General features: G+C 66.0%; 19 protein-coding genes. 14 read left to right on the forward strand and 5 right to left on the reverse strand.

From position 1 onward, the window contains the following. Positions 1 to 49: 49 nt before the first annotated feature. From ACYVN4_RS18020 to ACYVN4_RS18035, 4 genes are all read left to right on the forward strand, one after another. Positions 50 to 655, forward strand: a complete 606-nt coding sequence (locus ACYVN4_RS18020) for a TetR/AcrR family transcriptional regulator (protein ID WP_379354380.1) — start codon at positions 50 to 52, stop codon at positions 653 to 655. A gap of 110 nt (positions 656 to 765) precedes the next feature. Further along, positions 766 to 2187 (forward strand): adenylosuccinate lyase, encoded by a 1422-nt coding sequence (gene purB / locus ACYVN4_RS18025; protein ID WP_460722423.1) that lies wholly within the window; start codon positions 766 to 768, stop codon positions 2185 to 2187. 144 nt (positions 2188 to 2331) lie between these two features. Next, entirely contained in the window at positions 2332 to 2769 is a 438-nt protein-coding gene (locus tag ACYVN4_RS18030; RefSeq protein ID WP_379354377.1) for an HIT family protein, read from the forward strand. A 128-nt stretch (positions 2770 to 2897) separates the two neighbouring features. Continuing rightward, the gene (locus ACYVN4_RS18035) at positions 2898 to 3857 is read left to right on the forward strand and encodes an alpha/beta hydrolase (RefSeq protein WP_460722425.1); all 960 of its coding nucleotides are present in this window, start codon (positions 2898 to 2900) and stop codon (positions 3855 to 3857) included. 75 nt (positions 3858 to 3932) lie between these two features. On the opposite strand, the gene ACYVN4_RS18040 is transcribed toward ACYVN4_RS18035, so the two are convergent. Then, positions 3933 to 4148, reverse strand: coding sequence for a DUF397 domain-containing protein (locus ACYVN4_RS18040; RefSeq protein WP_452396615.1), 216 nt, complete (start codon positions 4146 to 4148; stop codon positions 3933 to 3935). A 125-nt stretch (positions 4149 to 4273) separates the two neighbouring features. Here ACYVN4_RS18040 and ACYVN4_RS18045 point away from each other — a divergent pair, with 125 nt between their 5' ends. Next, complete coding sequence (locus tag ACYVN4_RS18045) at positions 4274 to 4480, forward strand: hypothetical protein (RefSeq protein ID WP_460722427.1); 207 nt, start codon at positions 4274 to 4276, stop codon at positions 4478 to 4480. A 3-nt stretch (positions 4481 to 4483) separates the two neighbouring features. Here the strand turns inward: ACYVN4_RS18045 and ACYVN4_RS18050 are convergent, their stop codons facing one another. Continuing rightward, the gene (locus ACYVN4_RS18050) at positions 4484 to 5566 is read right to left on the reverse strand and encodes a DUF2330 domain-containing protein (RefSeq protein WP_460722429.1); all 1083 of its coding nucleotides are present in this window, start codon (positions 5564 to 5566) and stop codon (positions 4484 to 4486) included. A 99-nt stretch (positions 5567 to 5665) separates the two neighbouring features. On the opposite strand from ACYVN4_RS18050, the gene ACYVN4_RS18055 reads away from it, so the two are divergent. The 3 genes from ACYVN4_RS18055 (at position 5666) to ACYVN4_RS18065 (ending at position 9923) form a co-directional block, all read left to right on the forward strand. After that, positions 5666 to 7819 (forward strand): S9 family peptidase, encoded by a 2154-nt coding sequence (locus ACYVN4_RS18055; RefSeq protein WP_460722431.1) that lies wholly within the window; start codon positions 5666 to 5668, stop codon positions 7817 to 7819. Positions 7820 to 7884: 65 nt separating this feature from the next. Continuing rightward, on the forward strand, positions 7885 to 8619 hold the full coding sequence (locus ACYVN4_RS18060; RefSeq protein ID WP_460722433.1) for a Type 1 glutamine amidotransferase-like domain-containing protein: 735 nt from the start codon (positions 7885 to 7887) through the stop codon (positions 8617 to 8619). Beyond that, positions 8616 to 9923 (forward strand): anaerobic C4-dicarboxylate transporter family protein, encoded by a 1308-nt coding sequence (locus ACYVN4_RS18065; protein ID WP_460722435.1) that lies wholly within the window; start codon positions 8616 to 8618, stop codon positions 9921 to 9923. Before ACYVN4_RS18060 ends, ACYVN4_RS18065 begins: the two co-directional genes overlap by 4 nt. A gap of 4 nt (positions 9924 to 9927) precedes the next feature. Here the strand turns inward: ACYVN4_RS18065 and ACYVN4_RS18070 are convergent, their stop codons facing one another. Together ACYVN4_RS18070 and ACYVN4_RS18075 are read right to left on the reverse strand one after the other, a co-directional pair. Beyond that, positions 9928 to 11493 carry an amino acid permease gene (locus tag ACYVN4_RS18070; RefSeq protein ID WP_460722437.1) on the reverse strand — a complete coding sequence of 522 codons (1566 nt, stop codon included), beginning with the start codon at positions 11491 to 11493 and terminating at the stop codon, positions 9928 to 9930. Next, positions 11490 to 12995, reverse strand: coding sequence for a glutamate decarboxylase (locus tag ACYVN4_RS18075; RefSeq protein WP_460722439.1), 1506 nt, complete (start codon positions 12993 to 12995; stop codon positions 11490 to 11492). The genes ACYVN4_RS18070 and ACYVN4_RS18075 overlap by 4 nt, the downstream gene beginning before the upstream one ends. A 131-nt stretch (positions 12996 to 13126) precedes the next feature. On the opposite strand from ACYVN4_RS18075, the gene ACYVN4_RS18080 reads away from it, so the two are divergent. The 6 genes from ACYVN4_RS18080 to ACYVN4_RS18105 all read left to right on the forward strand — a co-directional run bounded on the left by ACYVN4_RS18080 (position 13127) and on the right by ACYVN4_RS18105 (position 20567). Then, entirely contained in the window at positions 13127 to 14038 is a 912-nt protein-coding gene (locus ACYVN4_RS18080; protein WP_460722441.1) for a glutaminase, read from the forward strand. Between the two features lie 69 nt (positions 14039 to 14107). After that, the gene (locus tag ACYVN4_RS18085) at positions 14108 to 15532 is read left to right on the forward strand and encodes an APC family permease (RefSeq protein ID WP_379354356.1); all 1425 of its coding nucleotides are present in this window, start codon (positions 14108 to 14110) and stop codon (positions 15530 to 15532) included. Then, the gene (locus tag ACYVN4_RS18090; RefSeq protein WP_460722443.1) at positions 15529 to 15993 is read left to right on the forward strand and encodes a hypothetical protein; all 465 of its coding nucleotides are present in this window, start codon (positions 15529 to 15531) and stop codon (positions 15991 to 15993) included. Before ACYVN4_RS18085 ends, ACYVN4_RS18090 begins: the two co-directional genes overlap by 4 nt. A gap of 13 nt (positions 15994 to 16006) precedes the next feature. Continuing rightward, the gene (locus ACYVN4_RS18095) at positions 16007 to 17389 is read left to right on the forward strand and encodes a M20/M25/M40 family metallo-hydrolase (protein WP_460722445.1); all 1383 of its coding nucleotides are present in this window, start codon (positions 16007 to 16009) and stop codon (positions 17387 to 17389) included. A gap of 243 nt (positions 17390 to 17632) precedes the next feature. Beyond that, positions 17633 to 19942, forward strand: a complete 2310-nt coding sequence (locus ACYVN4_RS18100) for an MMPL family transporter (protein WP_460722447.1) — start codon at positions 17633 to 17635, stop codon at positions 19940 to 19942. A gap of 31 nt (positions 19943 to 19973) precedes the next feature. Further along, the gene (locus tag ACYVN4_RS18105) at positions 19974 to 20567 is read left to right on the forward strand and encodes a hypothetical protein (RefSeq protein ID WP_460722449.1); all 594 of its coding nucleotides are present in this window, start codon (positions 19974 to 19976) and stop codon (positions 20565 to 20567) included. Between the two features lie 14 nt (positions 20568 to 20581). On the opposite strand, the gene ACYVN4_RS18110 is transcribed toward ACYVN4_RS18105, so the two are convergent. Continuing rightward, complete coding sequence (locus ACYVN4_RS18110) at positions 20582 to 21226, reverse strand: MBL fold metallo-hydrolase (RefSeq protein ID WP_460722451.1); 645 nt, start codon at positions 21224 to 21226, stop codon at positions 20582 to 20584. Between the last annotated feature and the right edge of the window lie 103 nt (positions 21227 to 21329).

Here is a 21329-nt window from a genome sequence, read left to right on the forward strand (position 1 = left end):
CGGTGGGCAAAATGCGTACAGCGTCGAGGATGACTGGCACGATTGCACCGTGACCACTGCGACGACTCCGAAAGGCGAACGGCGTCGCCAAGCGTTGGTTTGTGCCGCCGCCGAGCTACTGCTCGAGGGCGGCTTCGAGGCGGTCCGGCACCGCTCGGTGGCCACCCGCGCGGATTTACCGCTCGCGTCGACCACCTACTACTTCGAATCGCTGGAGGATCTGATCGCGCGCGCGGTCGAATTCTCCGGCAATGCCGAACTGGATGCCATGCGCCGCCGCGTCGGTGAGGTGACGCATCGCCGCCGCGGCGCGGACGCCACCGTCGAACTCGTGCTGGACCTGTTGGTGGGTCCGGAGATTCAGGACGAGGACGCCCGCGGGCAGCTCATCGCCCGGTACGAGCGGTCGGTGGCCTCGGCCCGGCACCCCGAACTACGCGAGGTGCAGCTCCGACTACGAGCGCAGCTCGACGAGCTGCTCGCCGACGTGCTGCGCCGCTCCGATCGGATCGTGCGCGCGGAACAGGCCCGCCGTTTGGTGGCGGTAGTCGATGGGGCGGTGGTGACCGCGCTCGGTGAACTCGACCCGCAACCGCGCCGCATGGCCCGGGTGGCGCTGCTCGAGATCATCGACATCGTCGCCCCACCGGCGTAAGCCCCAAAGGCCAAGTGCGGGACAGCAAACAAGGTGTGGGGCGGGAGTTGGGCTGTGGGTGGCGATACTGGGGCAAACGGGCGGGAAACCCACCGGTAAACTGGGACAACGTGACCTTCGTGCCTAACGTCCTCGCCACTCGCTATGCCAGTCCGCAGTTGGTTCATCTGTGGTCGCCGGAGCACAAGATCGTGCTCGAGCGGCGGCTGTGGCTCGAGGTGTTGCGGGCGCAGGCCGAATTGGGGGTGGAGGTTCCGGCGGGGGTCGTCGAGGACTACGAGCGGGTCATCGATCAGGTCGATCTGGCGTCCATCGCGGAGCGTGAGCGGGTCACCCGCCACGACGTGAAGGCCCGCATCGAGGAGTTCAACGCGCTCGCCGGGCATGAGCACGTGCACAAGGGCATGACCTCCCGCGACCTCACCGAGAATGTCGAGCAGCTGCAGATCCGGCTCTCGCTCGAGCACGTCTACGACCACGGTGTCGCGATCGCCGCGCGGCTGGCGGAGCGGGCGGCGCAGTACCAGACCCTGGTGATGGCGGGCCGCTCGCACAATGTGGCGGCGCAGGCCACCACGCTGGGCAAGCGATTCGCTTCCGCCGCAGACGAATTGCTGATCGCGCTGACCCGCGTGCGGGAGCTGATCGACCGCTACCCGCTGCGCGGCATCAAGGGCCCGATGGGCACCGCCCAGGACATGCTGGACCTGCTCGGCGGTGACGCGGGCAAGCTCGCGCAGCTGGAGCAGAAGGTGGCCGGGCATCTCGGCTTCGCGAGCGTCTTCACCAGCGTCGGCCAGATCTACCCGCGTTCGCTGGATCACGATGTGCTCTCCGCGCTGGTGCAGGTGGGCGCCGGCCCGTCCTCGTTCGCGCACACCATTCGCCTGATGGCGGGCAACGAGCTGGTCACCGAGGGCTTCCAGCCCGGCCAGGTGGGCTCCTCGGCCATGCCGCACAAGATGAACACCCGCTCGTGCGAGCGCGTCAACGGCCTGCAGGTGGTGCTGCGCGGCTACGCCTCGATGGGCGCGGAGCTGGCGGGCGCGCAGTGGAACGAGGGTGACGTGTTCTGCTCGGTGGTGCGCCGCGTCGCGCTGCCGGACGCCTTCTTCGCCATCGACGGCATGATGGAGACCTTCCTGACCGTGCTGGCCGAGTTCGGCGCCTACCCGGCCGTGGTGGACCGCGAGCTGAACCGCTACCTGCCCTTCCTGGCCACGACTCGCCTGCTGATGGCCGCGGTGCGTGCGGGCGTGGGCCGCGAGACCGCCCACGAGGTCATCAAGGAGCACGCGGTGGCCGTGGCCCTGGCCATGCGGGAGCAGGGCCGCGAGCCCGATCTGCTGGACCGTCTGGCCGCCGACGATCGCATGCCGCTGGACCGCGCCGCCCTCGACGCGGCCCTCGTCGACCGCTCGGCCTTCATCGGCGCGGCCGAGGCGCAGGTCTCCGACGTCATCGCCCAGGTCCAGAAGCTGGTCGACGCCAACCCGGCCGCCGCCCGCTACACCCCGTCCCCGATTCTGTAGGTACACAAGAACTCTCGACATCCACCCCGTCATCCCGGCATGCTTTTGGCCGGGATCCACACGCCGAGATGTTGGATTCCGGCCAAAAGCGCGCCGGAATGACGGGGGGACTTCGCGACTTTCGCGCTCAGTAGGATGCGGGCCATGAATCCCTACACCATCTTCTCGGACATCGTTGCCGGGCGGGCCCCTTCGTCCAAGGTGTACGAGGACGAAGATTGCTTGGCGTTCATGGACATTCGGCCGGTGACGCCCGGGCATGTGCTGGTGGTGCCGAAGGTTCCGGCGCGAAGTCTGGCGGAGTTGGATCCGGCCATGGGCGGCAAGCTGTTTCGGGTGGGGCAGTTGATCGCGGCGGGGCTGCGGGAGTCCGAGGTGGGGTGTGACGGGGTGAATTTCTTCCTGGCCGACGGGGTGACGGCGGGGCAGGAGGTGTTCCATGTGCATTTGCACGTGATTCCGCGCACTCCCGGCGACGGGTTCGGGTTGCGGGCGCGGCCGACCTCCCCGGCCCGGGCCGACCTGGATTACCTGGCCGGATCCATTCGGGGCGCATTGTCCCGAATCCCTTCCGATTCATAGCCGATCGGCATTACCATATGCGAACCGTCTGGTTTGCCAACGACACGCCATAGCCGGATTTCGCCGCGTCACAGCAGCCACTCGAGTTACTTTTGACTGGGATTGTGCTGGGCTGATGGAGGTGGGGCGTGCGTAGAAGAGTCGTTGCCGCAGCAGTTTTGGCGATTGCGGCAGGTTTGCTGTACCCGGTGGCAACGTCACCGGCAACCGCGGGCGCGGCCCAGGTGGTCCGCGTCGATCAGTTGAGCGCCACCCGCTCGGCGATCTTCATCGACTCCGCGGCCATGGGCCGCACCATCCAGGTCCAGGTCCTACATCCGGCCGGTGGCGGCGACCGCCCCAGCTACTACCTACTCGACGGCCTCGATCCCGGTGCCACCCAGAGCACCTGGACCAATGCCACCGACGCCGAACCCTTCTTCCAGGGCAAGAACGTGAACGTGGTGCTGCCCATGGGCGGCCAGGCCAGCTACTACACCGACTGGGTGTCCGACGACCCACGGTTCGGCCGGTACAAGTGGGAAACCTTTCTGACACAAGAGCTTCCGCCCATCATCGACGACTACTTCAGCGGTAGCGGGGTGAACGCCATCGGCGGTCTGTCGATGGGCGGGATCGCGGCCTTCGTGCTGGCGGTCCGGCATCCGGACATGTACCGCGCGGTGGCCGGCTACAGCGCCTGCCCGGACACCACCATCGCGCAGGGGGCCATGATGTTCTCGGTGGCCAATCGCGGTGGCAATCCACTGAATATGTGGGGCGCGCCGGGCAGCGCGGCCTGGACGGACCACAATCCGGCGGTGCTGACCGAGGCGCTGCGCGGCAAGACCATCTTCCTGTCCACCGGCACCGGCATTCCCGGCCCGCACGAACTGGAGATCAAGCCGCAGCTGCCGGAGAACATCTTCTTCGGCGGGCCCATCGAATTCGGGGTGGACGCCTGCGTCACCGCGTTCGAGCAGCGGCTGCGGTCGATGAATATCCCGGCGCGCGTGGAGCATTCGCCGGTGGGCACGCATTCCTGGTCGTACTGGCAGGACACGCTGCACGAGTCCTGGCCGACCATCGGCGGTGCGCTCGGGGCCTGATTACCCAGGCGTAATGCCAAGTCCGCTGGACGAATTTCGGTGAGCCCGGCTCGTTTCGAGCCGGGCTCCCGGGTATCAGGCTCCGGGCCGGTTGAATTCGCCGTCCTTGGCCCCGGCGACGAAGGCTTCCCACTCGCCGGGCGTGAAGATGAGGACCGGCCCGTCCGGATTGCGGGAGTCCCGCAGTCCGATGTTTCCACTGGTCAGAAAGGCGATTTCGACGCCGTCGGCATTGTCGTCGCCGCGTCGCCACACCGCGTCGGCATCGATGACGCGATTCTTCGATTCCACTGTCGGCCTCCCCTGTGCGGCACCAGCGAGTACTGGTCGGTGATGTAGATCGCAATCATCATGCCAGGGTTTGTGAGGGGTTCGGATCGGATATTCCATCTTCTGTCAGCGGAAGGAGGTGCGTGGTGCGTACACCATGGTCCGCGCAGCGGGCGGCCCCCATCTCCGACAGTTGTGCGGCCGTGCCGGAGCGGTTCACCGTGCAATTGGCGCAGAGCATTCTGCGGATCCACCAGAGTTGTCCGACCGACCAGTGCGCTCGACGCAAGGCCGCCGTCTTCTATCTCTACGACCAGCGCCAGGTCGTCCAGCCGCGCCGCCGCGCCCGCTGAGGCTCAGGCCAGCACTCGGCGCACCAGTCGCCGGACGATGGTGAGCACGCCCAGCGCCGGTCCGAGCAGCATGATGCCGATGAGTATCGCGAAACCGGCTGGAATGCCCAGGAACTGGACATAGTCCACGCGATGGTCCACCTCCCGGTAGTCCATGTCGGCAAACCACGGGGTGAAGGTGAAGTCCGAGGTGATGCTCCCGGGGGACCAGATTCGGTAGTTCGTGACGGTGAGGAAGTTGTTCCCGTTCGCGCTCAGCTGTTTCAGATCCGCGTCCACCGGATCGATGCGCCCGGCGAAGATGACATCCGGCAGCTGTGTGCGGGAGTCGGGGTCATCGCGCATGACCCGATGCGGCCCGAGCACGTAGATCTTGACCGACTGGTCGTGCGTGGCCGCGCTGGACATGCGCATCGGATAGACCTGCTGATCCGCGGCGAAGGTGAGCCGTACCGGATCCAGTGCGCCGTTGAGGGCGGCGGTCGAGGTGAGCCGCATGGCCACGAACGACCAGCCGCCGTCGAGATACGGTTGCAGTGTGGCGATCACCTCGTCGCGCATCTGATATCCGTTGTCGGACAACCACTTGCGAATGCCGGTGAGGTCACCGCCGGTAAAGGTGGTGGCCTCCATCGGGCCCAGCTGTACTCGATCGAGCACCGTGGGCGCGCCGGCCCCCGCCGCTCCCGTCGGCGCGGCGGATTCGGCGGCGCCACCGAAGGTGAAGAAGTCGAGGTTGAAATTCCCGAACCACTTGCGGTCGGTGACGACCTCGGGCGCGGACAGGCGCTCGAGCTCGGTGAAGGTGCTCGCGTTCCCCAGCGTCACGGTCGCCGGGGCGGGTGTCGGCACGATCAACGCGGCCTGCTGCCCGGAAGCCTGCAGGCCCAGCCGCATGTCGATGGTCTCGTGTTGTCCGTCCCAGGCCACGAGTGCGGTCTCGTCGGCGACGCGACCGTTGTCCCCGGGCTGCCAGGCCGCCCCGCCACACGCACACGCGTAAGCCGGTGTCGCCACACCGATTCCCCCCGCACCCACCACGATCCCCAGGACCGCCAGCAGACGCGCTCCCCTGCGCAACAGCATGTCCGCAGATTAGCCCGGGCGTCCGTCCCCCGCGCGGGAGTTTCCGCCACCCGCCGGGTCGGGGATCGTCGGTGGTGGATCGCCACTAACGTGGTCCCCATGGCTTTGGACAGTGGAAGCGCGACATCGGTAAGCGGCGACGTGGTGGCGCCGATCGCCAAGCGGGTGCCGAAGGAGCGCGTGCACCACGGGGACGTCTTCATCGACGAGTACGAATGGCTGCGGGAGAAGAAGGATCCCGAGGTCATCGCCTATCTCGAGGCGGAGAACGCCTACACCGAGGCGCAGACCGCGAAGCTGGCCGGGCTGCGGGGCAAGATCTTCGAAGAGATCAAGGGCCGCACGCAGGAGACCGACCTGTCGCTGCCGACCCGCATGCACCAGTACTGGTACTTCATGCGGACCTTCGAGGGCAAGCAGTACGGCGTGCAGTGCCGCTGCCCGATCGCAGACCCCGCGGATTGGACGCCGCCGACGCTGGAGCCGGGCGTCGAGATTCCGGGCGAGGAGGTCGTGCTGGACGCCAACGAGTTGGCGGCGGGGCACGAGTTCTTCTCGCTGGGCATCTCCACGGTCAGCCGGGCGGGCGATCTGCTGGCCTACGCGATCGACATCGTCGGCGACGAGCGCTACACGCTGCGCTTCAAGAATCTGGCGACCGGCGAACTGCTGGCCGACGAGATTCCGAATGTGGCCGGGGCGCACTGGGCGCCGGACGGGGTGCACGTCTTCTACCAGACCTTCGATGACGCGTGGCGCGCCGACAAGGTTTGGCGGCACCGCCTCGGCACCGCCAACGACGAGGACGTGCTGATCTTCCACGAGGAGGACGAGCGTTTCTCGGTCGGGATCGGGTCGACCCGTTCGGAGAAGTTCCTGGTCATCTTCACCAGTTCGAAGATCACCAGCGAGGAGTGGATTCTCGAGGCCGACAACCCCGAGGGCGAGTTCCGGGTGCTGATGCCGCGCCGCGATGGCGTCGAGTACTCCGCCGAGCACGCCGTCATCGGCGGCGAGGACCGGCTGCTCATCCGGCACAACGACGTGGTGGACGGGGTGAAGGCGGTCAACTTCGTGCTGGCCGAGGCCCCGCTGGACGATCCGTCGAACATGACCGTGCTGATTGCGCATCGCGACGATGTGCGGCTCGAGGACATCGACGCATTCTCCGACAAGCTGGTGCTGAGCTACCGCCGCGAGGCGCTGCCGCGAGTCGCGGTGTGGCCGTTGACCGCCGACGGTTACGGCGAACTGCGCGACATCGAGTTCGATCTGGAGCTGTACTCCGCGATGCTGGGCGCGAACGCGGAATGGGAGCAGCCCCTGCTGCGGGTGGCGCTGCTGTCCTACATCACGCCCACCCAGATCTTCGACTACGTGCCGGAGACCGGGGAACTGTTGCTGCGCAAGGAGCAGACGGTGCTCGGCGGCTACGAGTCCGGTGACTATGTGCAGCAACGGGATTGGGCGGTCGCGCCGGACGGCACCCGGGTGCCGATCTCGCTGGTGATGCGCAAGGACGCCGTCGATGGCCCGAAGCCGTTGCTGCTCTACGGTTACGGCTCCTACGAGGCTCCGATGGACCCGTACTTCTCGGTGGGACGGCTGTCGATGCTGGACCGCGGCATGGTGTTCGCGGTCGCGCACGTGCGTGGCGGCGGTGAGCTGGGCCGGTTGTGGTACGAGCACGGCAAGACCCTGGAGAAGAAGAACACCTTCACCGATTTCGTCGCGGTGGCAAGGCATTTGATCGACGCCGGGGTGACCGCGCCCGATCGCATGGTCGCCGAGGGTGGCAGCGCGGGCGGCCTGCTGATGGGCGCGGTGGCCAATATGGCTCCCGAGTTGTTCACGGGCATCCTGACCAATGTGCCGTTCGTGGACCCGCTGACCTCGATCCTGGATCCGAGTCTGCCGCTCACCGTCACCGAATGGGACGAGTGGGGTAATCCCTTGGCGGACAAGGAAGTCTACGAGTACATGAAGTCCTACGCGCCCTACGAGAATGTCGAGGCCAAGGACTATCCGGCGATCCTGGCCATCACCGGGCTCAACGACACCCGGGTGCTGTACGTGGAACCGGCCAAGTGGGTGGCCAAGCTGCGCGCCACCAAGACCGGCGATGCCCCGTTGCTGCTCAAGACCGAGATGAGCGCGGGTCACGGTGGCGTCAGTGGCCGCTACGAGAAGTGGAAGGAAGCGGCCTTCGAATTCGCCTGGATCATCGAGACCGCGGGCGCCGGTGACAACTAGATAGCAACATCACGGCTACCATGTGAACGACTATTCGGTGATCTCCCTCGGCGAGAGGCGGATTCATGCTCGGTCACGTGGTAGCCACCGGTGCGGGCCGGGCGATGATGGATCGGCGGGGCGACCCGCTGCACGACTTCATCCTCGGCCTCACCGGGAAACCCCGACCCCGGGTGCTGTTTCTGGGCACCGCCACCGGGGACAATTCGGACTACACGGTCAGCTTCTACGAGACCTACAACTCCGATCGCTGCGCACCCTTTCACCTGCGGCTGTTCTCGCGGGGCATTACCGACCTGCGTGAATACATCCTGAGCATGGACGTGATCCACGTCGGGGGCGGCAATACCGCCAACATGCTGGATGTTTGGCGACGCCAGGGCGTGGATGTGTTGCTGCGCGAGGCATGGGAGAACGGCGCGGTCATGACCGGCGGCAGCGCGGGCGCGATCTGCTGGTTCCAGGGCGGCACCACCGATTCCTATGGACCGACCTTGCAGATCCTGCCGGAGGGGCTGGGCCTGCTGGCGGGCAGCTGCTGCCCGCACTACGACGCCGAGGATCAGCGGCAACCGCTCTATCACCGGGCCATCCAGAAGGGTGAGCTACCACCGGGTTACGCCATCGACAATATGGTCTCGCTGCATTTCCACGGCGGCGAGCTGATCGACGCGGTGAGTTCGAACGTGCACGGCCGGGCCTGGCGGGTCGCCGCAGACGGGGATCGCGTGGTCGAAACCCCCATCCCGGTGCGGCATTTGGTGAGCACCGGCGGGCCGATGACGGGTCCGAGCACATGATGATGGCGATCGAGGGCGCGATCGTCATCCTGGCGATCCTGCTCGGCGTGCGCACGGGTGGCGTCGGGATCGGCGCGTGGGGTCTGGTCGGACTGCTGGTGCTGGTCTTCGGATTCCACGTGAAGCCGGGCAACCCGCCCGTTGACATCATTCTCATCGTCTTGACCGTGGTGACCGCGGCCTCGGTGATGCAGACCGTCGGCGGCACCGACTGGATGGTCCGCCAGGCCACCCGGGTGATCATGAGCCGCCCGAAGGCGGTGGTGTTCCTGGCCCCGGCCATGTCGTTCCTGTTCACCGTCGGCGCGGGCACCGGGTTCATCTACTACGCGCTGCTGCCGGTCATCTACAGCGTCTCCTACAACCAGAAGCTGCGCCCCGAACGGCCTTTGGCGATGGCGGCGGTGGCCTCGCAGGCCGGCATTCTGGCCAGCCCGGTGTCGGCGGCCACCGCGTCCCTGGCGGTACTGCTGGAGCCGCACGGCTTCCCGCTCGGCAAGATCCTGCTGGTGACCTGGCCCGCGTGTATCACCGGGCTGTTCGTGGCGGCGCTGGTCGAGACCCGGGTGGGTAAGGGGCTGGCCGACGATCCCGAATTCCAGCGGCGGCTGGCCGCGGGCGAGATCACCCCGCCCGAGCCGGTCGATCTGAACTCGAAACTGCCTGCCGCGGCCCGTAATTCGGCGCTCATCTTCCTCGGCGGTGTGCTGCTGGTGGTGGCCATGGGATTGTTCTCGCGCCTGCGGCCGATGGTTGGCGGGGACCGGCTCAGCGTCGTCACCACCATCGAGCTGGTGATGGGTCTGGTGGCGGCGCTGATCTTCGTGATCTGCAAGGCCGATCCGGCGCAGGTGCCCAAGCAGTCCATCTTCGGCCCCGGCATCGTCGGCGCGGTCGCGGTACTGGGCCTGGCCTGGCTGGCCAATACCTTCGTGGCCGAGAACCACAAGCAGATCGAACACGGGCTGGGACAGGCCGTCTCCGACCACAAGTGGCTGTTCGCGGTCGCGCTGGCGGTGGTGGCCATGCTGACCACCAGCCAGTCCAGCACCACGCAGGCCATCGTGCCGATCGGTGTGGCATTGGGCCTCACACCGGCGGTGATCACCGGTATGTGGCCCGCCTGCCAGGGCATGTACATCCTGCCGGCGAACGGTTCCCAGATCGCCACCGTCGCCATGGATCAGACCGGATCCACCCGGATCGGCCGGTTCGTGCTCGACCATTCCTTCCAGCTGCCCAACACCATCTTCATGCTGGTGGCGATCGCCATCGGACTGCCGTTGGGCGCGCTGGTCGGCTGAGCTGTTATCCGGTCGTCGTGAGATGCGAGGTGTCGGCGCTGGGGCCCAGCGCCTTCGCCTTCACATCGTCCGGCGGAATCCACGACGGCTTCTTCATCCGTTCGATGATCAACGGCACCGCGCTGAACACGATGGCACCGCCCGCGACCAGGGCGATATAGGTACCCGGGTTGCCGATCGGCAGCTGCGACGGCGGCACGAAGGCCAGCACGAACGCGAAAGCCACTGCCAGGAAACCGATTCCGGCGAAGAGCCACATGCCCACCGTGCCGCCCGGAATCTTGAAGGCGCGCGGCAGATCCGGCTGGGTGTAGCGCAACCGGATCGCGGCGGCGTACATGAACATGTAGATGATCAAGTACAGGCTCACCGCCATGGCCGAGATGAGGAAGAACGCCGAACTCACGTCGGTCATGAACAGGTAGATCGACGACAGCCCGGTGACGATGATGCCCTGGATGATCAGGATATTGACCTGCACGCCACGGGAATTCACCTTCTGCAGCACCGGCGGCAGCATCCCGTCGTGCGCCGTGGCCAGCACACCGCGGCTGGGCCCGAGGATCCACGCCAGCACGCCCGCGAGCGCGCCGTAGGCGATGAGCGCGGACAGGATGCGCACCGGCCAGGTGGAGTGGATCATCTCGGTGAATCCGGAACTGAAGGCGTCGAAGACGCCGGTGTTCAGGTCGATCTTGCTGTAGGGCACGATGCCCGCGACCGCCAGCGCGCCGAGGGTGAAGATGCCGAAGGCCACGGCCGCCGCGATCATGATGGCGACCGGATAACCCTTGGCCGGATTCTTCAACTCGGTCGAGTGCACACCCTGCGATTCCACACCGGCGAAATTCAGCAGGATGCCCGCCAGGAACGACAGCCCTGACAGTCCGACCAGGTAGGGGAAGAACCGTGGTGAATCGTGGCCGTCCTGTACGACCGTGACCGCGGTGTCGTGGGTGTGCTGCCAGCCGATCGAGTGCCCGGTGGAGATCCACCAGATGAAGATGACGACCAGGATGATGCCCGGCAGCGCGGTGCCCGCCAGGAAGCCCCAGCGGGTCACCTTCAGCGCGAACTGATTGCTGATGAAGGCCACGCCCGTGCACAGCCAGAACGCCGCGATGGCGAAAATGCCCACATAGATATGGTTTTGGGCGAGATCGGGCCGGTCGAAGGCGAAGGCCACACCGGCGGCGGCGAAACTCATGCCGGTCGGATAGAACACGATCACCTGGATCCAGGACAGGAAGATGATCCAGAAGCCCACCGGCTTGCCGAACGCCCCGCTGATCCACGCGTACAGACCACCGGCCTTGTCCGCGTACATACTTCCGAGTTCGGCGGCCACCAGCCCGGCGGGGATCAGGAACAGCACGGTCGAGAAGCCGATGTAGAAGAACATCGTCATCTCTTCCTTGGCCATCATGGGCAGCCCGCGCAGGCTGGTGACGATGGAGGCGGCGGTGGTGAAGCCCAGCGCCGAGACGGTCAGATACTTGACTCCCGCACCGCGTTTCGCAGGCGTCGCGGTGGAAGTCCCGGTGGCGGCCGAACTCTCGGCCGCGGTCACTTCTTGCCGCCCTTGGACTTACTCGCGCCCTTGGCCTTTGCGGTGACCGCCTTGGTGGCCTTGGAAGTGGCTGCCTTGCCGTTGCTTTCGGGCTTGCCGACCGCCTTGCGTACCGGCTTCGCCTTTGGCGTCGGCACCACGGCGTGCGCGTTGTGCGGGAACCCGCCCGCTTCTTCTTGCGTGAGCGGCACCTTCATCGGGTGCTTGCACAGCACCTTCAGGCTGCGGTCCAGGTCGGCGAGCAACAGGTCGGCCATGTCGATGGTGAAACCGTGGCGCAGCACCGCGCGCATGATGGTCTCGTCCTCGCGGTCGGCGGGCAGCGGGTAGGCGGCGATCAGCCAGCCGCGGGTGCGCAGCCGATCGGACAGGTCGTAGAGGTTGAAGTCCTGCCCCTTGGCCAACTTCCACGAAACGGCGGTGATGCCGTGGCGCGGGTCGGCGTCGTGAATCATCTCGAACCGACCGGTCTCGGCGATGCCCTTGGCCAGGTGCTGGCTCGCGGTGTAGATGGCGGTCTGCACATTGCGGTAGCCGGGGCGGCCGAGCCGGATGAACTCGTAGTACTGGGTGACGGCCTGCCCGCCCGGCCGGGAGAAGTTCAGGTTGAACGTCGGCATATTGCCGCCGAGGTAGTCGACATTGAAGATGAGGTCGTCGGGCAGATCCTCCTTGGTGCGCCAGATCGCCCAGCCCGCGCCCAGCGGGGCGAGACCGGTCTTGTGGCCGGAGGCATTGATCGACTTCACGCGCGGAAGCCGGAAATCCCAACAGATTTCGGGTGCGCAGAAGGGTGCGAGGAACGCGCCGCTGGCCCCGTCGACGTGAATGGGAATGTCGAGGCCGGTCTTGGCCTGCAGCTCGTCGAGGGCCTTGCTGATGCCTTCCACGTCCTCGAACAGGCCGGTGAAGGTCTGGCCGAACGTCGGTACCACCATGATGGTGTTCTCGTCGCAGTAGGCGGCGACATCGTCCGGGTGCATGGTGTAGCGCTCGCCGCGCAGCGGGATCTGGCGGATCTCCACATCGAAGTAGCGCGCGAACTTCTCCCAGCACACCTGCACCGGGCCGCACACGAAATTGGGGACACCCTTGCCGCCGCGCTTGCGCCAGCGGAACTTCGCGGCCAGCCCGCCCAGCATGGCGGCCTCGCTGGAGCCGGTGGTGGAGGTGCCGAGGGTGCCCATCGGGTCGGGGGAGTTCCACAGATCGGCCAGCATGTGCACGCAGCGCTGCTCGATCTCGGCGGTCTGCGGGTACTCGTCCTTGTCGACGATGTTCTTGTCGAGGCACTCGTTCATCAGCCGGCGCGCCTGGTCGTCGACCCACGTCGTGCAGAAGGTGGCCAGGTTCATCCGGGAGACGCCGTCGAGCAGCAGCTCGTCGTGGATGATCTGGTAGGCGACCTGCGGGAAGATCTCGCGGTCGGGGAATCCGCGATGCGGGGCGGCCCGTTTGATGCCGGGCATCGCGAAGACGTCGTCGGGTTCCAAGGCGGTCATGCGGCCTCCGATCGAAATACGGCAGGGGTTTGCCGAGGTGATGGTAGCCAGATACCCATGATCGAAACTGGTTCTGCAAGCTACCGTTTCGTAATCAAGAGATAGTTGCTGAACGGTTACTATTCAGCCTTATGGACTATCAGCATGTCATAGAGCAGGTGATGTCCGCCACGAAGCCGCACGTAGGGGAAGGTGCGGTTGCCGATTACATTCCCGGCCTCGCGAAGGTCGATCCCCAGCAGTTCGGATTCGCCATCGCGACCGTGGACGGACAGCTCTACACCGGCGGTGACGTGGATGTCCCCTTCGCCATCGAGAGCATTTCCAAGGCCTTCGCGCTGGCGTTGGTGCTCGGCCGCAAGGACTCCGACGTCTGGAAGCGGGTCCGGCGCGAGCCCTCCGGCATGGCCTTCAACGACCTCATCGAACTGCAATTGGAGAACGGGATCCCGCGCAACCCCTTCATCAACGCCGGGGCCATCGTGGTTGCCGATCAGCTGCTGGCCGACACCGGCGACGCCGTGAGCGCGCTGCGGGATCTGCTCAGGGCGGAAACAGGGAACTCGACGCTCGAGGTCGACAGCGTCATCGCGGAATCGGAATTGCGCACCGGCGACCGCAATCGCGCCATCTCCTATCTGATGTCCAGCTTCGGAAACATGCGCAATCCGGTGGATCTCGCACTGGACCACTACTTCCGGCAGTGCTCGTTCAGCATCACCTGCGCCGAACTGGCCAAAGCGGGCCTGCTCATCGCCCGGCACGGGCTACGCGCCGACGGCAGCCGCCTGCTCGCCCGCGAGGATGCCCGCCACATCACCGCGCTCATGACCATGTGCGGAACCTATGACGGCGCAGGCGAATACGCATATCGCATCGGCCTGCCCACCAAGTCCGGTGTGGGCGGTGGTCTGCTGGCCGTGGTTCCGGACCAGTGCGCGGTGGCGGCGTGGGGGCCCGGGCTCGACGCCAAGGGCAATTCCGCCTCCGGCGGGGTCGCGCTCGAGGCGTTCGTGCGGGCGGGCAAATTCTCGGTCTTCTGACTCGCCGCGCCACGGATTCGCCTGGCGCTGAGTAGTTCTCGATTGTCGACGGTTCGGAAAGGATCGGTGATGACCGGCACGGTGACCAAGGCGGCGACCGCCACCAAATACATGTCGTGGGTGACGCTCGCGCTCATGACCACCTCCTCGGTGGCGAGTCTGCGCGCCGCGCCGACCATGGCGGTCTACGGTCTGGCCTGCGTCTTCCTCTACCTGCTGCCCGCGCTGCTGTTCCTGCTGCCGACCGCGTTCGTGGCCGCCGAGCTGGCCTCGGGCTGGACCGGCGGGGTGTACAAGTGGGTCGGGGAGGGGCTTTCGCAGCCGCTGGGGTTCCTGGCGGTGTGGTGTCAGTTCGCCATGACGATCTTCTATTACCCGAGTCTCTTGGCCTATGTGGCAAGCACTTTCGCCTACATCATCAATCCGTCGCTGGCCGCCAACGGGACGTACGTGGCCATCGTCATCATCACCATCTACTGGGTCGCGGTGTACGTGTCCTCGCAGGGCACCAAAACCGTTGCGGGACTGTCGAGTATGGGTCTCATCATCGGGACGCTGATTCCCGGGGCGCTGCTGGTGATACTCGGTTTCGTATTCCTGGCGCAGGGCAATCCGTCCGCCGCGCCGATGGACAGCGGGCACCTGCTCCCCGCCTGGACCGGGCTGGCGAGCCTGGTGCTCATCGTAAACAACTTCCTGTCGTACGCGGGCATGGAGATGAACGCCGTGCACGTGTCGTCGCTGAAGGATCCGGGCAAGGAATACCCCAAGGCCATGGCCATGGCCGTCGGCCTGGTGCTGCTCATCTTCATCGTGCCCGCGGTGGTGATCAGCTGGGTGGTGCCGTCGAAGAACCTGAGCCTCACCGCCGGCGTCATGCAGGCGTTCGACGGGTTCTTCAGCCACTTCCACATCGGCTTCCTGACCCCGGTGCTGGGCATCATGCTGGTGGCGGCGGCGCTGGGCGGCATGCTCACCTGGCTGGCCGGGCCGTCCAAGGGGCTGCTGCTGATCGGGCGCAAGGAAGGCTATCTGCCGCCCATCCTGACCCGGATGAACAAGCATGGCGTGCAACAGAACATGCTGGTCGCGCAGGGCATCGTGACCACCCTGCTGGCGCTGCTCTACGCCTTCATCCCCGACGTCTCCAGCGCCTACTGGATCCTGTCGGTGATCACCACCCAGGTGTATCTGATCATGTACGTGCTCATGTTCGTGGCCGCGATTCGCCTGCGCCGCAACCAGCCCGACCATCCCCGCGGATACAAGGCTCCCGCGCTGGTCGCCCTGTGCGGGCTGGGCACCGCGGCCTCCATCGCGGCCTTCCTCATCGGATTCGTGCCGCCCTCGCAGTACGGCAACGGCAATGCCCTGAGCTACGTGCTGCTCATCGGAGCCGGAATGGGCGTGGTCGGCCTGCTCATCCCGTACCTGTTCTTCCGATTCCGCAAGCCCGGCTGGAAGATCGACGTTCCGCAGGAGGCGCTGGCATGACCGACGGATTCGATTTCGAGGGCGCGCCCGAACGTGCCCGGCGGCTGGTCTACATCTCGGTGGCCGTGGTGCTGGTGGCGCTCGCGGTGGGCGGGGCCATCATCTTCAAACGGGACCACTCCAGCGACGAGGCGCTGCGCAAGGCGCAGGTGTTGCAATCCCGTTTGGTGGCAGCGGGTTTCGACGCACCGGACCCGCAGGTGATCGCCGACTCGCTGGGTGAGGACGGTGGGCTGGTGTGCTCCGACCCGTCCTCTCCGCTCATCAAGGCCCGCTACAACGAGGCCATCAGCAATGGCGCGTCCGGGCCCGGGAGCCGGCCCGTAATCGCCGACACCGATGTCTTCACCGCCACCTCGCTGGCCATCGAGACCTATTGCCCGGACAAGCTGGCCGCCTATCTGGAAACCACCGGTCACCTCAAAAGGGGTGGCACGCTGAAACCCGATACCGCCAAGTGATCAGGAGGACCTCATGACCACAACCGCAGGGGTGCGGGAGGATTCGAAGGTGGCCGCGCTGCGCGCCGCCGTCAAGGAACTCATGCCGCGCGCGAAGAGCGATCTCACGCAGCTGGTTTCGTTCAAATCCGTCTACGACGCCCGGCAGTTCCCGATCGAGGAGTGCGAGAAGACCGCGCAGTGGGTGGCCGACGCCTTCAAGGCCGAGGGCCTCACCGACGTGGGCCTGCACAAGACGCCCGACGGCAGCAATGCGGTGGTGGCGCGCAGCAAGACCCCGGCCGGTAAGCCGACGGTGATGCTGTACTGCCACTACGACGTGCAGCCGCCGCTCGACGACGCCGCCTGGAAGACCCCGGTCTGGCAGCTCACCGAGCAGAACGGCCGCTGGTACGGGCGAGGCGCGGCCGACTGCAAGGGCAATATCGTCATGCACCTGACCGCGCTGCGGGCGCTGCGCAAGGTGTACGGCGACGACTTCCCGGTCGGGCTGGTGCTGGTGTCGGAGGGCTCGGAGGAGCAGGGCACCGGCGGGCTCGAGGAGTTCGTGCCCGACAATGTGGAGCTGCTGCGCGCCGACACCCTGCTCATCTGCGACTGCGGCAATTTCGCGGTCGGCGTGCCCACCTTCACCCAGACCCTGCGCGGCAATGTGAACGTCGTCGTCACCATCGAAACCCTCAACGGCCCCATGCATTCCGGCATGTTCGGCGGCCCCGCCCCCGACGCCCTGGCCGCCATGATCCGCCTGCTCGGTACCCTGCGCGACGCCGACGGCAACACCACCGTCGACGGCCTGCGCAACGATCAGGTCTGGCAGGGCCACGAATACCCGGTCGACCAATTCCGTTCCGACGCGGTCGTTCTGGACGGTGTCGACCTGCTCGGCAGCGGCAAGCCCGCCGACATGCTCTGGGCGCGACCGGCTCTCACCGTGCTCGGCATGGACGTCCCGCCCGTGGTCGGCTCCTCGGCGGCCATCCAGCCCAAGACCCGCGCCCGCCTCAACCTCCGCATCCCGCCCGGCATCAAGCCGGACGACGCCCTGAAAGCCCTGACGGCACACCTGAAGTCGCACACCCCGTGGAATGCGAAGGTCACCGTCGAGACCGAGGCCACCGGCTCCCCGTTCGTCGGCAGCACCGACGGCCCGGCCCGAAACGCCATGTCCGCGGCCATGGAAGCCGCCTACGGCCGCCCCGCCACCACCGAGGGGCAGGGCGGCTCCATCCCGCTGTGCAACGTCTTCGCCGACACCTACCCGCAGGCCGAGATCATGCTCATGGGCGTCGAGGAACCCAAATGCCTCATCCACGCACCCAATGAGAGCGTCGATCCGACGGAGATCGAGAACATGGCGCTCGCGGAGGCCCTGTTCCTGGCTTCCTACCGTTGACGCTGGTGGGAGATCCATTTTCACAATTCCACCGCTAATCTGTCGCAAACAGTGAAGTATGAACTGGTCGGATCGTCGGAATCTCGACAATTCCCTCCAGCTCGCGCCGCCGGGCGGTGCCTCGACCTGCCCGGCGGTGCGGCCCCAAATCCGCTGCCGCTTGCTTCGATGGCAATTCGATAGCAAACTCGGGTACCGGTAGTACGAAGACCACAGCACGCCCGGCGACCGCTAGGAGAGCTCGTGTCCGTCTATCTGTACCGGTGGGGCAAGTTCGCGTATCGGCGGAAGTGGATCGTGCTGCCGGTGTGGCTGATCCTGTTCATCGTGCTCGGCATCCTCGGGGTGGCCCTGCAGAAGCCGATGAGCAACTCCTTCGACATCCCCAACCTGCCGTCGGAGCGGGCCAATCAGATTCTCGACAAGCACTTCCCGGGCATGTCGCAGGCGTACAAGTTCGACGCGGTCACCGGCGTGTACGTGATCGGCGCGCCGAGCGGCAGCAAACTCACCTCGGACGCGAACCGGCAGGCGCTCGACGGGCTGGTGCAGAAACTCAACGAGCTCGGCATCGTGGACCACACCAAGCCGCTGGCCTCCCCGCTCACCACGGCCGAGCAGATGGGCTGCCTCACCGGTGACCGCAACGCCCGGGACTTCGTGAGCAAGTGCAGCAACGCGCCGTTGAACGTGCTCAACCCCGACGAGCCCGATACCGTCGCGGTGCTCAGCGTGCCGTTCACCATCAAGGACTTCGGGGCGATCACCGCCGACGACCGCAAGGCCGCCTACGACGTGGCCGACGACGCCCGCAATGCCGGGCTCACCGTGGAACTGTCGGGCACCATCGCGATGGAACAGACGCAGCCCAGCGGCAAGTCCGAGATGGTCGGCATGGCCTTCGCCTTCGTGGTCATGATCGTCTGCTTCGGCGCCATCGTCGCGGCCTTCGTCCCGATCATCACCGCCGTCGTCGGACTCGGCGCGGCCACCATGATGATCTTCCTGGGCACGTCCTTCCTCGACGTCCCCAGTTTCACCACCTTCCTGGCCTCCATGATCGGCATCGCGCTGTCCATCGACTACGCGCTGTTCATCGTGTCCCGCTACAAACATGAACTGTCGGTACAGGATTCACCCGCCGAGGCGGCGGGCGTGGCGCTGGGCACGGCCGGTTCGGCCGTGGTGTTCGCCGGTCTGACCGTGATCATCGCCCTGGTCGGGCTGAGCATCGTGGGCGTGCGGTTCCTGACCTTCATGGGTCTGGGCGGTGCGATCGCGGCCGGTTTCGCCGTGCTGGTGGCGCTGACCCTGATGCCCGCGCTACTGGGTGCGTTCGGCGGCTCCATCTTCAAACCGAAGCTACCGTTGGTCGCCCAGGGCGATCCCGAGGACGACACCCAGGTCACCAATGGTGTGCGGGTGGCCCGGATGATCGGCCGGGTGCCCGTGCTGACCCTGATCCTGAGCATCATCGTGCTGGGGCTGATCGCCGCGCCCGCCACCCACCTGCAGCTCGGCCTGCCCGGCGAGGACAGCCTGCCCAAGACCTCCACCGCGCGAAAGGCATACGAACTGCGCACCCACGGGTTCGGCGCGGGCAGTAATGGCGTGTTGCAGGTGGCGGTCGACCTGTCGGAGGTCGCACCCGACCAGCGCCAGGCCGCTCTTACGGCGTTGCACGACAAGCTCGCCGGGTACTCGGACATGAACTACGTGACCGATCCGGTGCTGAGTCAGGACGGGCAGGGCGCGCGATTCGAGGGCGTGCCCAAGACCGGGCCCAACGACCAGAGCACCAAGGATCTGGTGCGCGACGCCCGCGACGCCGAGGCGAAACTCAACGCCGACTACGGCATGCAGTACGGAATCACCGGCACCACAGCCATTTACGCCGATATCGACCATGTGCTGCTGGGCAAGATCGTGCCCTATCTGGCCATCGTGGCCGGTGCGGCCTTCCTGCTGCTGATCGCCGTATTCCGTTCCGTCCTGGTGCCTTTGACCGCCGCGCTGGGCTTCCTGCTGTCCATGGCCGCCACCTTCGGCGCCACCGTGGCGATCTTCCAGGACGGCAAGTTCGGCATCATCTCCGAACCCCGCCCGATCATCAGCTTCATGCCGATCATGTTGATCGGCTTGGTGTTCGGCCTCGCCATGGACTACCAGGTGTTCCTGGTGACCCGCATGCGCGAGGAGTTCGTGCACGGGCAACCGCCGAAGGAAGCCATGATCAAGGGCTACCATCACGGCGCGCGCGTGGTCACCTCCGCCGCGGTCATCATGATCTTCGTCTTCGGCTCCTTCATGATGGAGCCCGACATCAGCGCCAAGTCCATGGGCTTCGCCCTCGCCGCCGGTGTCTTCTTCGACGCCTTCCTGGTCCGCATGGTCCTCATCCCGTCCCTGCTGGTGCTCATGGGCAAGTGGGCCTGGTGGATGCCGAACTGGCTGAGCAAGATCGTGCCGGACATCGACGTGGAGGGCGCGCGCCTGCGCGAGATCCAGGCCCGGGAGGCCGAGGAGGGGCAAGAAGAGGTACTTACACGTTGACAATGAGTGGCGCTCTGTAAAGACTCTGGGCGTGCGCGACAGCAGTCATTTTCAGTGGTACGTCATCCCGTTGCTGCTGGTGGTCATCTACGTCTACGCGACCGAGGTCGAGCGCCGGAACTGGAACGTGCTGTTCGCCGGTCTCGCGCTCTGGGGCATGGATTGGTTCAACGAGATCTGGAATTCGCTCGTCTTCCATGCCACCGGCCGTGCACCGGTCTGGGGCGCGACCGGGCCGACGGCGTATCAGATCCTGATCGGCCTCAATATCGAGATCTGCTTCATGTTCGCGATTATGGGCGTGGCGGCCGCAAAGATGCTGCCGCCCAAGGAAACCCGCATCCTCGGGTTGCCCAATCGCCCGGTGCTGATCGCGGCGAACTCGGCGGCGGCCGTGGGTGTCGAGGTGCTGCTCAACAAGGCAGGTGTGCTCACCTGGGACTGGTCCTGGTGGCACGCCGGTTTCCCGTACCTGATCTGGCTGATCGGCTACGTCCCGTTCTTCGTCGCCTGCTTCTGGGTGCACGACCTACCCACCGTGCGCGCGAAAGTCCTTGCGGTGGGCGCGATTCTGGGCATCGACGCCCTCGGCCTACTCGTCTTCGGTGCGCTCGGCTGGTTGTAATGCGTTCGGAATGATCAGAATTCGGCGTGGTCCTCGGGTTCTATGATCTTGAATTCGGTATTCGCGGGCCCCATTTCGTTCAGGCGACCGAAATAGATGCCCTGTGCTTGGGGCTCGATGATGCCGTAGTGGATGGGGAAGGCGACGCGGGGATTGACGGCGCGGAGGTAATCGACCGCCTCGCTGATCCGCATCCACGGGGCGACGGCGGGAATGGCGAGTACGCCCACCGGAGTGGGGGGCACCCACAGGGAATCTCCGGGATGCACGAGTTGTGCGGGATCCTCCGGGGTGCCGAGTTGGAAAACGGTGTTGTCGATGACAGGGATTTCGGGATGAATGACCGCGTGCCGGCCGCCACCGCCGGTTATTTGGACATCTCCGACTTTTAGGACATTTCCGGCATGAACGGCCTCCCAGGGTTCGCCCCGCTGCAATGCCGTCTGCGGATCCGACAACAGCCTGGCCTGGGGATTGGCGTCGATCAGCGCCTGGATGCGATTCGGGCAGATGTGGTCCGGATGCTGATGGGTGACCGCGATGGCATCCAATCCGGTGATGCCCTCGAAACCGTGCGAAAAGGTGCCCGGATCGAATAGCACCCGGATACCGTTCATCTCCACGAGAATGCAGGAATGTCCGAAATGGGCTATGCGCATACGTAACCGTAGCTCCGTCCAAGCCGGAGCGGCTCGAGTCCGGCCGAGCTTGGAGGTTCCGCTGTGTCGGGGGCCACAACCGGCTTGCCCCGAAGGTTGGGCG

The organism is Nocardia heshunensis (assembly GCF_054782115.1).